This window comes from Ekhidna lutea (assembly GCF_900188325.1).
GTDB lineage: Bacteria > Bacteroidota > Bacteroidia > Cytophagales > Cyclobacteriaceae > Ekhidna > Ekhidna lutea.
Genome location: NZ_FZPD01000002.1, coordinates 827,574 through 841,984, shown reverse-complemented (window position 1 = coordinate 841,984; position 14,411 = coordinate 827,574). Strand labels below are relative to the sequence as shown.

At 40.2% G+C, this 14,411-nt stretch carries 14 protein-coding genes; 4 read left to right on the top strand and 10 right to left on the bottom strand.

What is annotated here, in order from left to right:
* Nucleotides 1–37: 37 nt before the first annotated feature.
* The 6 genes from CHB71_RS07560 to CHB71_RS07535 all read right to left on the bottom strand — a co-directional run bounded on the left by CHB71_RS07560 (nucleotide 38) and on the right by CHB71_RS07535 (nucleotide 8,120).
* Nucleotides 38–4,108, bottom strand: a complete 4,071-nt coding sequence (locus tag CHB71_RS07560) for a S8 family serine peptidase (RefSeq protein ID WP_089356283.1) — start codon at nucleotides 4,106–4,108, stop codon at nucleotides 38–40.
* Nucleotides 4,109–4,903, bottom strand: coding sequence for an SDR family oxidoreductase (locus tag CHB71_RS07555; RefSeq protein WP_089356282.1), 795 nt, complete (start codon nucleotides 4,901–4,903; stop codon nucleotides 4,109–4,111).
* The gene (locus tag CHB71_RS07550) at nucleotides 4,884–5,285 is read right to left on the bottom strand and encodes a hypothetical protein (protein ID WP_089356281.1); all 402 of its coding nucleotides are present in this window, start codon (nucleotides 5,283–5,285) and stop codon (nucleotides 4,884–4,886) included. Before CHB71_RS07550 ends, CHB71_RS07555 begins: the two co-directional genes overlap by 20 nt.
* Before the next feature lie 12 nt (nucleotides 5,286–5,297).
* The gene (locus tag CHB71_RS07545; RefSeq protein ID WP_089356280.1) at nucleotides 5,298–5,798 is read right to left on the bottom strand and encodes a dihydrofolate reductase; all 501 of its coding nucleotides are present in this window, start codon (nucleotides 5,796–5,798) and stop codon (nucleotides 5,298–5,300) included.
* Nucleotides 5,799–6,007: 209 nt separating this feature from the next.
* Entirely contained in the window at nucleotides 6,008–6,928 is a 921-nt protein-coding gene (gene fmt / locus CHB71_RS07540; RefSeq protein ID WP_089356279.1) for a methionyl-tRNA formyltransferase, read from the bottom strand.
* 25 nt (nucleotides 6,929–6,953) lie between these two features.
* A complete protein-coding gene (locus tag CHB71_RS07535; RefSeq protein ID WP_089356278.1) occupies nucleotides 6,954–8,120 on the bottom strand; it encodes a PDZ domain-containing protein in 1,167 nt (388 codons plus the stop codon).
* A gap of 160 nt (nucleotides 8,121–8,280) precedes the next feature.
* On the opposite strand from CHB71_RS07535, the gene CHB71_RS07530 reads away from it, so the two are divergent.
* The gene (locus tag CHB71_RS07530) at nucleotides 8,281–9,117 is read left to right on the top strand and encodes a substrate-binding domain-containing protein (RefSeq protein ID WP_089356277.1); all 837 of its coding nucleotides are present in this window, start codon (nucleotides 8,281–8,283) and stop codon (nucleotides 9,115–9,117) included.
* Nucleotides 9,118–9,170: 53 nt separating this feature from the next.
* Entirely contained in the window at nucleotides 9,171–10,031 is an 861-nt protein-coding gene (locus tag CHB71_RS07525; RefSeq protein ID WP_089356276.1) for an oxidoreductase, read from the top strand.
* Here the strand turns inward: CHB71_RS07525 and CHB71_RS07520 are convergent.
* Nucleotides 10,028–10,933: a LysR family transcriptional regulator gene (locus tag CHB71_RS07520; RefSeq protein ID WP_089356275.1), complete on the bottom strand. Its 906-nt coding sequence runs from the start codon at nucleotides 10,931–10,933 to the stop codon at nucleotides 10,028–10,030. The genes CHB71_RS07525 and CHB71_RS07520 overlap by 4 nt on opposite strands.
* 107 nt (nucleotides 10,934–11,040) lie before the next feature.
* Here CHB71_RS07520 and CHB71_RS07515 point away from each other — a divergent pair, with 107 nt between their 5' ends.
* Nucleotides 11,041–11,973 (top strand): DMT family transporter, encoded by a 933-nt coding sequence (locus CHB71_RS07515; protein ID WP_179213336.1) that lies wholly within the window; start codon nucleotides 11,041–11,043, stop codon nucleotides 11,971–11,973.
* 2 nt (nucleotides 11,974–11,975) lie between these two features.
* Nucleotides 11,976–12,356, top strand: a complete 381-nt coding sequence (locus tag CHB71_RS07510; protein ID WP_144017360.1) for a hypothetical protein — start codon at nucleotides 11,976–11,978, stop codon at nucleotides 12,354–12,356.
* Here CHB71_RS07510 and CHB71_RS07505 read toward each other — a convergent pair whose 3' ends face one another.
* The 3 genes from CHB71_RS07505 to CHB71_RS07495 are packed head-to-tail and all read right to left on the bottom strand — an operon-like array spanning nucleotide 12,357 to nucleotide 14,407.
* Nucleotides 12,357–13,037, bottom strand: coding sequence for a hypothetical protein (locus CHB71_RS07505; RefSeq protein WP_089356272.1), 681 nt, complete (start codon nucleotides 13,035–13,037; stop codon nucleotides 12,357–12,359).
* Nucleotides 13,038–13,081: 44 nt separating this feature from the next.
* Nucleotides 13,082–13,447, bottom strand: coding sequence for a VOC family protein (locus tag CHB71_RS07500; RefSeq protein ID WP_089356271.1), 366 nt, complete (start codon nucleotides 13,445–13,447; stop codon nucleotides 13,082–13,084).
* Between the two features lie 42 nt (nucleotides 13,448–13,489).
* The gene (locus CHB71_RS07495; protein WP_089356270.1) at nucleotides 13,490–14,407 is read right to left on the bottom strand and encodes a glutaminase; all 918 of its coding nucleotides are present in this window, start codon (nucleotides 14,405–14,407) and stop codon (nucleotides 13,490–13,492) included.
* Between the last annotated feature and the right edge of the window lie 4 nt (nucleotides 14,408–14,411).

The following is a 14,411-nucleotide window of genomic DNA, read 5'->3' as shown; positions in this document are numbered from 1 at the left end:
TTAGAAGTCTATCAACAGCATTTGAAAGAAATTGTGATCAATTCAACACAATGGGATAGGTAATTGTTTGATCGGGACCATGAATGCGCAGAATGTACATTCCTTTTGGTTCTTTAAGTAAATCCACAATGGTTTTATTGCTTTTACTCTTTAAGAGTTTAATCCGTTTACCGTCCAATTGAAATAATTCCAACTGAACCGGAAAATGAGCTTCCACAATTAAAAACCTTGTTGTTGGATTTGGGAAGATTCGAAAATTCTCTTGTTGTAAAGATAAAGGAGGAATAAAGTCAAGCTCTGTGGTATCAATTGCCATACAACCCGAAGCGGTTGTAGCATGTAATACAACCTCGTAAACCTCATTGTCAAGAAAGATCGTAGGCATTGCGGTAGTTTCAAAAAGCTCTCCATCTAAAAACCATTCATAAGAATTAAGCATACTTTCGGCATTAGCGGAAAAGGATACCTTATTCTTAGTTTGTACTTTAGTAACCGAATGCTCGATTTGTAAATTCGTTGATTCGTTGCGGATATTTACTTCAATTGGCAAGCCGGGAAGCCCATCATCCAGCCCAACAACATACACTTTCTCATATGCATTGGTAACTAATTGCTTTCCTTTTTTGATTAGCTGAGTCAGGTCAGGATCTTCATAAAATCCAAAATATGTACCGTTTTCAGGAGCTAGTTTTACAGAATCATTATTGCATGAAATTAAATCTTCCTGAAATGCAACAGGGGATGTACTGATCGATATTGATCTATTTATTATCCTTGAACAGCCATTGCTATTGGTAATTTGGAGCTCAACGTTAATAATCCCGGTGTTTTCTGCAATGGATAAAGATTTATCTGAGCCGGCAGCATCTCCATTTACAACCCATTCTACTGTGGCATCTGATTCGACATCAATCGCTGAAAGCACTAGTTGGTTTGTCTCTGAAGTGGTGTCAGGAGCATGAAAAAGTTTACCCGAAACTTCGAGAACATCGATTTTGACAGGGACCTTTTCACTTTCAAAAGAATTATAAACTCCACTTACATAGACTGTGGTATCACTTTGTACGAACTCAATGGTCACATTGGTGCCCGATTGCGACGGGGTTGCCTGATCGGCAAAAGCATATAAATGAATTTTATCCGCAGTGGAATCCTCAATAATTACATTCTCACCCGGGCACGTAGATATGTCTGCAATTTCTGGCGTTGAAGGCCTTTCAGATACAACAAGTGTTTTAGAAATAGTATCAACACAGCCTTGCTCATTTTCGATTGAAAGGGAAATTTCAAAGTTGCCTTCATTTGAGAATGAAAGGGATGGATTTTGAAGTGTTGAGGACGTACCCTGCCCAAAGTCCCATGCCCATGAAATGGCATCAATGCTTTGATCCTGAAATTGTACAACGTTAGTTGTTGGATGATCGAGGTATAAAGTATCTGTTGACATGTCAAAATCTGCTATATCAGCAAACAGATTGAGACGTATTTCGAAAATGTCAGAAGGATAGCTTCCATCGATATTTCTCGCATAAAAAAGCGTGTCGGTAGTGATGTTAGTGACATCCAAAGATGAACCGGAAGAAATGACGTTTTGACCTAAAGGATCTTCGTAAAAAGTGTAATTAGTTCCAGTTGCTGGATCGATAGAGACGGAAGATCCATCACAGGTAAAAAAGGTCTCAAGAACTCTGGGTTTGAGGATGAATTCGTTCAATCTGTCGCTTGCTCTCTGAATGATTGAATCAAGACTTGATTTATCTGAAGCCACGCCATAAATCACATTTACATACGATTCGCTTGCTGAATCCAGCTGGTTTATTGTGATACCATTAATAGTGGCAACATCATTGCCTGCTCCTAAACCACCGGCTTCTGTACTATTTTGATTTACTAGAAAATCATACTTTGATTCATCCGTAAATAGATCGTTGATATCTTGCTCATTTCCATTGAATGTGCCCATGTCTAGTGCACTGTATTCAATCACATCGCCACCCAACACCTGTACTCCGGCGTAAAGATTACTAGATGAGTTTCTCGTAAAAATGTATTGTCTTAACGAGTCATAGGCTGCATAGTTTGCAGTTTTATCATCGAGCTCCCAATCTGCGAAAATCCCTGCTGATAAGTTGTTAATAGCTGAAGCTGAATTGTTTATGATACGATATCGAATGATCAGGAAATCCTCACCTTCCCAGGTAATATTTGACTGCTCAATAACCAATGGGTGGTTAAGGTCTGAAAACTCTGAGTATCCGTAATGGTCTGCCCCTTGATGATGCTGAAGTCTGTAATTTTTTTGAGTGGCAAAATCCTCATTTCTTGATTGGTTGGTGTAGTTTGTAATGATGTTGTCGGAGACACTAGCGCTATGAGTTGCGAGCATCAGTCCTGTATAAGTCATTAAAGTGTCAAACTGATACTGAAAACCGGAACCCTCAAAATTTGGCCCATATTCATTATATCCCAAATCTCCATCTCCACTGATCGTCATACTAAGTTTGTTGTTTCCAAAATCAGCATAGTCAGGTGAAGTAGTTATTTCCAGAAATTGAAAATCATTGTACCCTGATGCAGAGTAGTCCAGTCGTATTGCAATATCTGTCTCTGGCGCCACATCTTCATCAAGAATGATCTCAAAAGATAATTCTGTTGAATCGTGTGAACCAATATAACCTGGCTGAAATGTATTCTTATGAGCCACGAAATTCTCACCTGGTGATGAGATAGTGATCAGCGGGTTATTAATGGCTGTTAAATAGTTTGTCAGATTAGTGGATACAGTTAATGTATCCCCGTAAAAAACTAAATCACCAAATGTTGAAGTTACTCCTTCCACATCAGCTCTTATAGACTTTACGTTAGATTCGTTTACCGCTCTGAAGACATTCAGTCGTCCTTTACCAAGTTTTCCATCATAATTTTCATTGTTACCAACATCATAAATATCATCTGCAGTAGAGCGTACCCTTTCCATTAATTGGATGGCCGACAGGTTTGGAAACTTATCCTTCACCAATGCAACTGCCGCTGCTACTAGTGGAGCGGCGTAAGAGGTGCCCGGGCCTCCGTCACCATAGCTATTTCCACTGAAAGTAGAGTACATACCCACACCAGGAGCCACCAGATCAACTGCATAGTTGAAGGTAGAACCTGATGATTTATTGTCATTGGCATCTGTAGCACCCACTGAAAGCACATGGTCGTAGCTTGCTGGATACCATTTGTTTTCTTCAGTCGCTTTCCCCCCTTCATTCCCGGCAGCTGCCACACAGACCATATCATGCTCCAGTACTGCATAGTTTATGATGTCCTGTTCCGATTGGAGCGGCTGCCCCATTCGGCCCCAGGAAAGATTAACCACATCAAAACCATTCTCTGCTGCATATATAATTGCATCATATAAACCATTACTGGTTCCATTAGAGCTTCTAAAGCCCTTAAGAGCAGCAATTTTGGTGTTGTACCCAACTCCGGCAATGCCTTTGCCATTATTAGCTCGTGCTCCAGCAATTCCACCTACGATCATTCCGTGGTTGCCATTTTGAATACTGGGATCAGCATCTTCATCTGCAAAATCGTATCCCATATGGTCATCGACATATCCATTGTTGTCATTGTCCAGCCCATCTATCGTATCATTTACATTGACCCATAGATTATCAATGAGGTCTTCGTGATCAGTATCCAAACCGGTATCAATTATCCCGATAGTGATATCATCATCGCCTTTGGTGATATCCCAGGCTGCATAAGCCTCGATTACGTCCAGATAATATTGATTGCTGACAAGCGGGTCAGAAGGAGTGAAGAGAGGAACATATTCGACGATTGGATCCGCATATTCATAAGAGTTAGATACTCTAAGTTCATTGCAAAATTCAATTGGATTTTTGTCTTTGGGAACGGGAATCTTAATCAGGCGATCTATGGAAGTTGCCTTAATACCAGACGTTATAGACGGTTCTTTGGCTTTTAGTTTGGCATAAATCCAATTTTGGTTTAGTGATTGCTCTTTGAAGGCATCAGTTGTCAGAAGCGTTGCTTTTTGCGCAAAACCAATAAGTCCGGCAAGGGTTAAAACCAATATCGAAATTGTACGCTTCACTTATTTCACTCTCAACTTTCTCACAGCCTTTGCAGCAGCCTTTGGCCAAAATCTCTTTAGGTAAATGCCTAATTTTTCCTTTGCCCCACCGATATAGACCTCTGTTTTATTGTTTTCGATTGCCTTGATGATCAGTCGGGCACACTTTTCAGGCGACATTCCTTTCGCCTGTCCCGGATCCATTTTGTTCTGCTGACTACCGTCTCCAACAAGCGCATTATAAGAGATGTTTGTTTTAATATATCCTGGCAGGACAATGGTAACCTTTATGTTGTCATTATGATGCTCGGCACGAAGGGCATCATAGAATCCATGCAATGCATGTTTGGAAGCTCCATAGCCAGACCTGAATGGGGTATTAATTATGCCCACCGTAGAGGTAACGATGACATGATGCCCTTTCTTTCGCTCTACCATCTTTGGTAGCAGCGTTTTTGATAAAGTGATAGAGCCAAAGTAATTGACTTCCATTAATCTACGATCAACCTCTAAACTTGTATTAAGAATCGTGTCTCTTTGACTGATTCCTCCGTTATTGATTAAAATGTCAACCTCACCGAAAATAGTGCCCGCTTCTTTTGCCCGCTGCTTAAGCGAAAACTCATCTTCCAAATCCAAAGAAAGAGTTTCTACGGTTTCTGATTTACAGTTCGATTTTACACGATCAAGTTCTTCTTTCCTGCGTGCAGAAATAATGAGTTTAGCCCCTTTTTCGGCTAGTTGATAGGCCAATTGTTCGCCAATACCAGAGCTAGCGCCGGTGACCCAAACTACACTATCCTTTATTTTGGTCATTATTAGCCTTGTTGTTTTCTACAAATACGTAAATACTGTATACACCGACTGCTGTTCCAAACGGAAAACTAAAAATGCAGATGCAGCCAGCGATCAAGGCAATTACTGGTGCCCAGCTTTTTCCTTGCAGTAGTCCTACGCCGGCGATAATTGATGGCACAGCTGAAAAAATTAATAATAAGATGAAAACAGTCCGAATAATGCCGCTAACCATGAATAAGATTTCATCTGCATCGTTTCCAACATCTTTCGCAATTTCATCTGCTATAAAAGGAAACATGATGGAGACGAGGCTGCCTATGAATATAAACGCAATGGTTATCAATGAACCATATACAATATGGAGGATGCCGAGTGTGCGTTTGTGAGATTGAATGTCCATGATGTTGGTGTGTTATTTTCTTGAATATACTACGAAATCAAATGAATGTTTGTGTCTTCCATCAGCAGGGTGATGCTCCCGGGAAACTTCTTTCCATTTTGAATCATCAAATGTTGGAAAAGTTACTTGGCCATCAAATGCGTGATTGATTTCGGTGAGGTAAATTTTGTCAGCAAGCTCAAGACCCATACGATAGATTTCACCACCTCCGATGATAAACGCTTCCGTCTCATTGTTAGCTCTGGCCATGTCTAATGCCTCGTCTAGCGATGAGACAACAAAACCACCTTCAGCTACATAGTTTGATTGTCTGGTGATGACAATATTTGGTCTTCCGGGTAGTGGCTGAAAGGAAGAGGCGAGTGACTCCCAGTTTTTTCTGCCCATGATCACATGATGTCCTTTGGTGGTGTTTTTAAAGTATTTGAAATCATCAGGTAGATGCCATGGAATGTCGTTATCCTTTCCAATTACTCTGTTGCTTCCCATCGCTGCTATCATAGATATGATCATAAATCCGGTGTTAGATTGAAGTTCGTAATTAAATAAAGAATAAAATTAACCACACCCATGTTCATTGCATTAACCCTGTTTATATTCATTTCCATAATTGGAAATATTATCATCTCTCATATTCGTAAGAATGATTATAGGGATTGGATCAGCTGGTCAATTTTAATAGGTCCGCTTAGCTGGCCGGTACAATGGCATTCCACCTGAGACTAGAATTGATAACCTCTAAGAAACTCATCCACTTTCATCCTCCGCTTACCCTCCAGTTGTAAATCAAGAATATTTAGTGTTCCGTCTTTTGTATTGACTCGCAGGTAGTTTTTACCATCCGAATAAATTTCACCACATGGTTTATTGGTACCTGCAGAGGATTTTTCTACCTCGAAAATTTTTAGGTTTTTCCTATTCAAAGTAGTCCAGGCCGCAGGGTATGGAGCCATGCCTCTGATGAAATCATTTATTTTTTTCATCGGCTGCTCCCAATCTATTTTACAATCTTCCTTAAAGATTTTTGGGGCGTGCTTTAGTTCCGGGCTGTTGTCCTGGGGAGTTTGAGGATAATCCTCATTTTCAATGGCTCGGACAGTTTTCAATACCAGGTCAGCACCCTTATGCATGAGTCGCTCATAGAGCGAGCCTACATTGTCCGTGTCACTGATTTCTTCTTTTTCTTGAAAAATAATTTCTCCTGTATCTATTTCATGTTTTAAAAAGAAGGTGGTTACCCCGGTTTCTTTTTCTCCGTTGATAATGGCCCAGTTAATGGGTGCAGCACCTCTATATTGTGGAAGAAGGGATGCATGCAAATTGAAAGTCCCAAGTCGTGGCATATCCCATACTACCACAGGAAGCATTCGAAAGGCTACAACAATTTGAAGGTCGGCATTATATGACTTAAGTTCCTCTAAAAACTCCGGCGATTTCAGATTAGTAGGCTGTAATATGGGTAAATCTGCTTTCAGCGCATACGCTTTTACAGCAGACATTCCCAGCTTTTTACCCCGACCTTTTGGTTTATCTGGAGCAGTAATTACTGCAACCACATTTACCTGATTTTCCACCAGCTTTCGTAAGCTGGCGGCTGCAAAATCGGGTGTTCCAAGAAAAACAATTTGAAGTTCTTCGCTCATGGTGCAAAGAAACCCAAACTAGCTATTAATAAATAAGTGATCTGAGTTTTAGTGAAACGGTTTTTTCTGTGCCTCCCTGATTAATAACCAGCTCAACAGTCTCACCTTCTTGCTTCAGCATTTTCTTTACCTCTGCTAGGTTTACCTCCATCATACTTTTGCCATTGATTTTCACCAACTCATCATTGACATTGATCCCAGCTTCTGATGCTGGACTATCTTCAAATACCTGATGAATAAGCACTTTTTCTTTATCCTCTGATAATTGAACGTCAATACCACTACAGTTTACCTTGAAGTTTGCATCATAGGTATGATCTTTTTCAAGGTAAAGCATTTTTGTGCCATAATCGATAGTGAAATTGTACATTCGAATGATTTGGCTTCCGATGATACCAGATACATTTTTTCTTGCCTGAATACCTTCCTTAGCAGTACTGATACCGATAGGTAAGTCTTCGATCATCTGATTGCCGAATGAGAAGGATATCACGTGACCTTCATAGTGCTTGGTTTCGTCTTTGGCTAGTCCTTTTGTCATGTAAGAGTAATGCTTTCCGGTTTTGTGGATCACATCCCATTGCTCTGCATAAGGTGAATTAAAATCTAAGGTCGTTCCAGCTCCTGTGATGAAATAGAATGTTCCATCGTGTGGTTCCTCATTATTCAAAACCACATTTCCCTTGATTACAGGAATGGAAGTATCTAATGTAAATGGAATCGCATCTCCTTTCTTAGGTGCTTTACCTAAGTCATAGATGTTAATGGTTTTACTATCGAAATTCACATATATGGAGTGGTGTTTTAGCAAATCATATCCTACGATACCATCAATATCCATTCCAAGGCTAATTTCCAGGTGGTCAAAATCAGTAGAGTATACCTTGATGTTTTTCTCCATCAGAAAATGATTGATAGCGATCGTATTGTGCTTGATCAACTGCCAGTTTGAAGCTGCCTGATTCATTTCAATGGATTTCCCTGAAAGGCCAAGCTCTTTGGTTACATCTTCATCCAGTACAGTATACCCGGATCCTGTATCGAATATAAAGTCAAGTGGCTCAGAATCGTCTACACTCACCTGGATGATGATGTGATCACCGAACAACTCAAAAGGAATGGAAGTAATAGGGGCTTGAGCAAATGTGGTTAGGGCTAATGTAAAACAAAGCAGATAGGTAAATTTCTTCATGATATATGGTTATTAGTAATGACAGGTTGAAGTTAAGGAGTTTCAGCGAAAAAGGATGCAATATATATCGAATAAAGATTACTTAATAGATAGATAATGCAGACTTGATATCTCCATTCACTTCCTGTTCTAGATTCGCTATTCATTAATTCAATCAACTATGAAACGGCTATTATTTTCGCTGCTTGTCTGTTTTTTTTTGGGATGTGACACCATCCAAAACCCGAAAGATTATCAACCACTAAAACTGAAAGGAAGTGAATCGATGCATGAGACTTTTGCGAATTTAGCATCTGATTTTGAGCGACTTCAGGATACAATAAAAGTGGAATTAGAGGGAGGTGGTAGTAGAACCGGATTGTTGGCGATTAAAGATCAAACGGCTGATATCGGTCTCTCCTCATTTCCGTTTGATCTGGATTCGATACTTGGAGAAAATCATACTATTGATCAACGAGTGGTTGCTTATGATGGCATTGTTGTGATTAATCATTTAGATAATCCTATTGGGCAATTAACTGATGATCAGATTTCTAATATTTATTCTGGAGTTGTAACCGATTGGGCTGAGCTGGGTGGAGTATCGGGATCAATCATGCCGGTAGTTAGAGATTCAAACTCTGGAACTCAAAAGTTTTTTACTCAGCACTATAACATATTTGAGTTGGCTCCTACAGTGGTGGTCGCTGGAGAAAATCGTGAAATTGTAGATTCAGTAATAAGTAACAAGAATAGCATCGGATTCATTGGATACTCCTATTATACAGCAATGGTAAAGAACGTGGAATTACCTGCTTTAGGTGCAAAATCAAAGGACACTGTAGCCTATGTTGCCCCGGAACCAGACTTTATCAATAGTGGTCAATATCCCCTAAAGAGATCATTGAGAATTTATTACGAGCAGCTACCTGACAAACGTGTAATGGCATTTTTGCAATACCTTGATTCGGATAGGGCGAAAGAGATTATTGAAAGTCACGGCTTAATAATCAATTAAGTCTGAAACAATTTTTGGTTAGCTTCTGTTGATCGGGCTAAATAATTGAAAATATGAGTAAGCGAGTTTGGTTAATTACGGGTTGTTCTACGGGCTTTGGAAGGGAACTGGTTAAAATAGTTTCGGAAATGGGTGAGGTTGCGATTGGGACTGTAAGAAAGCAGGAGCAGGTCAAAGATCTTGAAGCGATTAATCCAAAACTTGTAAAGGGAGTCGTCCTTGATGTACAAAAGCAGGACACAATTAATCAAGCCTCTCAATTCATTGAAAAAGAATTTGGGCGGTTGGATGTATTGGTTAATAATGCAGGGTATGGCTCACTAGGACCAATAGAAGAAACCTCTGAAGAAGAGATACAAAGACAGTTCGATGTAAATGTGTTTGGGTGTGTTCGAATGATTAAGCTGGCGTTACCATTTATGCGTAAGCAGCGAAGTGGACATATTCTTAATATTACTTCTATCGCGGGACTCAATGGATTTCCGGGTGTTGGTATCTATAATGGGAGCAAGTTTGCATTGGAGGGAATAGGCGAGGCACTGGCTGCAGAAACAAAACATATTGGTATACATGTGACCAATATTGAGCCCGGGCCTTTTAGAACAGACTGGGCTGGCAGATCGGCCACTTTTAATGAATCATCCATTGACGAGTACAATGAAACTGCTGCAAAAAACATGAACACGATCAGGGAAGGAAGCGGAAACCAGATTGGAGACCCGGTGAGAGCAGCAAAAGCGATGTATGAGGTGACTACATTAGAAAATCCGCCCGTTCATCTTCCTTTAGGAGCTCCGGCATACAAACGAGTTGGAATTCGGTTGCAGGAGTTTAAAGAAGAGATTGATGCCTTCAGACATATTGGAAAACCAACAGATTATACCGAAGAGGAGCTGTCTAAAATGGATAGCTAGTTCGGGCAGCAGCAAAGTCCCGCAATATTGCATCGCATATGATGGACAAAATTTTGGAGGTATTGTGGGCTTTTTTCATCTTCAAGCGTAATAGCATGCCAGGTGCGATGAATCCCTCTTTTTGTAACAGGTACGAGCGCTAGTCTATTATCCTTAAGATAGGGTTCTACAATCCACTTTGCCATAACGTTCACTCCCATGCCGGCTTTAACTAGCTCTACCACCGCTTCTGTTACCTGTACCTGCATGACCTGACGAGGCTTTACTCCTTCTGGTGTTAATACTTGTGAAAAAAGACTGACGGATTCAAGTGGTAATGAATGGATGATAACATTCTGATCCTCAAAGTCTTTTGCTTCGACATACTTCTTCTTAGTCCATGGATGACCTGTGGGGACAAGAGCAAAAAGTTCATCCCGAAACAATTCATGGTAGGCGATCTTAGCTCTTTCAGAATGCTCGTAAATCACAGCCAAATCAATGGTTCCATCTAATATCTGATCTTCCATCTGAGCATCATTGTTATGAAAAATTTCGATATCAACGTTTGGAAACTCTTTTTTAAAATCTGTCATCAGTGCCGGCAGCCAATGATAGCAGGTATAACACTGTGTAGCTATTCGTAAGGTTCCGCTTGTTCCGGACACATATCGCTTAATAGAGAGCTCCGTTTGCTCCAGTTCGTTTAGTACTTTTTGTGCCGATTCCAAAACCATCTTGCCTGCATTAGTCAATATAAGCTGTTTATTAACCCGGTGGAAAAGCTGTGTACCCAACTGGTTTTCAATTTCCTTCAACTGGTGACTGAGTGCGGATTGAGAGAGAAATAGGGCATCTTTTGCCTTAGTGAGACTTTTCGTCTCCGCTACTTCCCTGATCAGTTTTAAATGCCTTATTTCCATAATGTAATATTAATAATATTCATTCTATTAATAAAATCAATTCATCCAATTAATAGTTCGTTCGAATGGAATTCTCGTTCAATTTGGAACACAAAACAATTACGAAGATGAAAATTAAAAACATACACCTGCTGCTCTTACTCGCTAGTTTTTGGGGACCTTCTTTCTTATTTATAAAAATTGCTGTGGAAGAAGTTCCTCCTGTGATGCTGGCCGCATTACGAATAGGCACAGGCGCTTTAATACTCAATTTGCTCTTATTGCTTCAAAAGAACAGGCTCCCACTAAATATTGACTTCTGGAAGAAAACCTTTATTGCGGGCTTTTTTGCTCAGGCTTTTCCATTCATCATGATCAACTGGGGGGAGCAATACGTGGATAGCTCGCTGGCGAGTATCCTCAATGGTTTGGTGCCCATATTCACCATCGTCCTTGCTCACTTTATGATTGCAGATGAAAAACTGAGTGGCCAGAAACTGAAAGGAGTGATCCTTGGCTTTTTAGGATTGATTGTACTGGTACTTCCAAATATCATCGAGGGTGTTGAGGGTAGTTTTTGGGGCATAATAGCTATTACAAGTGCAGCACTTAGCTATGGAATAGGGCTTGCATACATTCGAAAGCATCTGGTAAATATCCCTTCATTTCAGGCTCCAGCTGCACAACTCTTGTCAGTAAGCATTTACCTCATTCCATTGGCATTTTTTATGTACCCATCCTTTGACTTTGCTGTACTTCAAACACAAACCATTAGTTCAATTATGATCTTAGGTGTATTTGGTACAGCCATCGCGTTTGTTGTCTACTTCAAATTAATTGAGCGATCCAGTGCTGGTTATGCATCATTGGTCACTTACCTGATGCCGATTTATGGAGTTGTGCTTGGAGTTACTATCCTGGATGAGGTCTTAACTGTGTGGACATTGCTTGGAGCAATGCTGATTCTGTTAGGGATAAGGTTGACAAAAAAGACGAATACTATTTCGGTACCTCAATTTGGTAAAAACATTGACCCTGCGCTTTATACCAAATTCCGATGATCATGAGGTATTTCACAATCAGACAATTCGGGCTTCTCTTGTTGCTGGCTTACTCAGTGCTGGCAGCTGGGCAGGTTCGAATGGTCGATTCAGTAAGCTTTAATGAGTCTGGATGGTTGGAAACAAGATTGTTCCTATTTGACACATTGCCTAATCATGAAGTACCAACGGCAACAACAAGAATTAGTGAATGGAGCAATCGAGTGGAACAATCCGAACATGTAGTAAAGATAAAACCTCAATCCTCCGATGACTTTAATGTATACCTCACATTTAGAAAGTTGATTAATTCTACTATGAAAACAGAATTGAATGTCTCCCTGAATAATGCTGGAATAGTTAGCGTAAAGCATACCATTGCACTTCGAAAGCGAGAGAAATAGTTAATGAGTATCGTTCTGGTAGCTCATCTGAAATCCAATCTTATTACCGCCACCCAGCGACTGACTTTTTTCCATCTGTTGCTTTACAGTAATGTTTCTGATTTTAGGAAATGGAGGTGCTATAAGATCGTTTTCAGCAGCCTGAGTGATGATTAATTTAATTAAGACATTCAAATCTGTTCCTTCGAGTGGTTTTCCCGAGACAGATTCAAACATGAAGCCAATCTGTCTGTCGCCTTCAACAATAAAATGATTCTCAACATTGATGAGCAGCCGAGCTAATAAATAGCCGGGATCATTTAAACGATTATATTCAAATGAGTCGGCCATGAAGTTGTACACATTGATCTGCCCGAGATATTTCCGCAGTGGTTTTTCCTTAACATAGTCAGATTTGTTGTAGTCGTAATCGTCTGTGAGAGTGATTATGTTAGTATGCAGTACAAAAACCAACAAGTCACCAGCTATCCTAATGTGAAATTCCTGATCACTAATTGAAGTAACGCTGAGTTTGATGTCCTCATCACGTTCGGTTGTTTTAGCGCTGATGACATCTATCAGCAATTTAGCTTCTTCATGTAGCTGTTTGAATGCCTTACATACATTCCGATAGGTCTTTTGCTTCACGCTAGACTTGTTGAGGAGTATTTCAGCAATGTTTTCAGTAGGGTCTTGGTTCATGAATTATTTCTTTCTTACTGTAAGCGTTTGAATGCCGAATTTGTTCAGGCACTTTGATGTAAAGCCACTCTGTTACCTTCTGAGTCTTCAAAGTGCGCTACAAACCCATGTTCTCCGATGCTCATTTTTTCATTGAGAACCTTTCCACCACTCGACTCGATTTTAGGGAGGACATCATTGATTTCCTTTACTGAAAAATAGACAAGCGCTCCTTCATATGAGGGAACGTATGTTTCCTGCTTAATCAATGTTCCGGTAGCGCCATCCTGATCGGTTTCGAATGGAAAGAAGCTCATGACTGAAGTGCCCATTTCCATGTTTTCAGCCATCTGAATGTTAAAAATAGACTGATAGAAGGCTTTTGCTCTATCCATGTCACTGACGGGAAGTTCAAACCAGTTTGCTCGCATAGTTGTGAATTATTTTAATTTGGAAGATAATAAATTGTGATCTTAGAAAATCGATGACCCGGTAATTTCTGTCAGCAACTCCAATGCTCGCATTCCAGCTGTGCTGTTTCCTTTTTCGTTCAATTTTGGACTCCATACTGCCACGCTGTACATATTAGGATACACGGCTACAATTCCACCTCCAACACCACTTTTTCCGGGAAGTCCTACACGGAAGGAAAACTCTCCAGCCTCGTCGTAGAATCCACAAGTCTGCATAATTGCATTGATACGTTTGGTATGCACTTCACTTAAAACACGTTTCTGATCTTTTAACAATTTACCCTGATTGGCATACATCACAAATGTTTGGGCCAGTTCTCGACAAGACATACTGATTGAGCATGTATCGAAATAGAAATCAAGGACTTCTTCAACGTCATTGTGAATGTTTCCATATCCTTTCATCAGGTTGATCATCGCACGGTTGTTGAATCCTTCTTCTTTTTCAGAAGCCGCGACTCGTTCATTGTAGTCAATTGTGGCATTGCCGGCTATCCTTCTTACAAATTCCAGGTATTCTTTTTTGGGATTATCAAGATGTGAGACCAGAATGTCACAAATCACTAAAGCTCCTGAGTTGATCAATGGGTTTCGCGGAATGCCATTTTCATATTCGAGTTGCACCAATGAATTGAAAGGATCGCCAGACGGTTCTACGTCCACTCGTTCCCAGATTATTTCATCCTTTTCTTTAAGCAGGGCTAGTGTCAGTGAAAAAACTTTTGAAATACTTTGAATCGAAAATCGCTCTTCCGAATCGCCAAAATGGAACTCTTCACCTATTACACTTGTCAGGTGCATCCCTAATTTTCCAGGTTTTATTTTAGCAAGCTCCGGTATATAGGAGGCCACATTGCCTTGCAGCTTTTCCCCTTGAATTTTATCTTCTATTACATTTAATATTCCTTGATAATCCATTCAG

Excerpts from the sequence above, each read along its gene's own strand:
- CHB71_RS07555 (WP_089356282.1), bottom strand. The coding sequence starts at position 4,903 with ATGACCAAAATAAAGGATAGTGTAGTTTGGGTCACCGGCGCTAGCTCT.
- CHB71_RS07550 (WP_089356281.1), bottom strand. The coding sequence starts at position 5,285 with ATGGACATTCAATCTCACAAACGCACACTCGGCATCCTCCATATTGTA.
- CHB71_RS07545 (WP_089356280.1), bottom strand. The coding sequence starts at position 5,798 with ATGATCATATCTATGATAGCAGCGATGGGAAGCAACAGAGTAATTGGA.
- fmt (WP_089356279.1), bottom strand. The coding sequence starts at position 6,928 with ATGAGCGAAGAACTTCAAATTGTTTTTCTTGGAACACCCGATTTTGCA.
- CHB71_RS07535 (WP_089356278.1), bottom strand. The coding sequence starts at position 8,120 with ATGAAGAAATTTACCTATCTGCTTTGTTTTACATTAGCCCTAACCACA.
- CHB71_RS07530 (WP_089356277.1), top strand. The coding sequence starts at position 8,281 with ATGAAACGGCTATTATTTTCGCTGCTTGTCTGTTTTTTTTTGGGATGT.
- CHB71_RS07525 (WP_089356276.1), top strand. The coding sequence starts at position 9,171 with ATGAGTAAGCGAGTTTGGTTAATTACGGGTTGTTCTACGGGCTTTGGA.
- CHB71_RS07520 (WP_089356275.1), bottom strand. The coding sequence starts at position 10,933 with ATGGAAATAAGGCATTTAAAACTGATCAGGGAAGTAGCGGAGACGAAA.
- CHB71_RS07515 (WP_179213336.1), top strand. The coding sequence starts at position 11,041 with ATGAAAATTAAAAACATACACCTGCTGCTCTTACTCGCTAGTTTTTGG.
- CHB71_RS07510 (WP_144017360.1), top strand. The coding sequence starts at position 11,976 with ATGAGGTATTTCACAATCAGACAATTCGGGCTTCTCTTGTTGCTGGCT.
- CHB71_RS07505 (WP_089356272.1), bottom strand. The coding sequence starts at position 13,037 with ATGAACCAAGACCCTACTGAAAACATTGCTGAAATACTCCTCAACAAG.
- CHB71_RS07500 (WP_089356271.1), bottom strand. The coding sequence starts at position 13,447 with ATGCGAGCAAACTGGTTTGAACTTCCCGTCAGTGACATGGATAGAGCA.
- CHB71_RS07495 (WP_089356270.1), bottom strand. The coding sequence starts at position 14,407 with ATGGATTATCAAGGAATATTAAATGTAATAGAAGATAAAATTCAAGGG.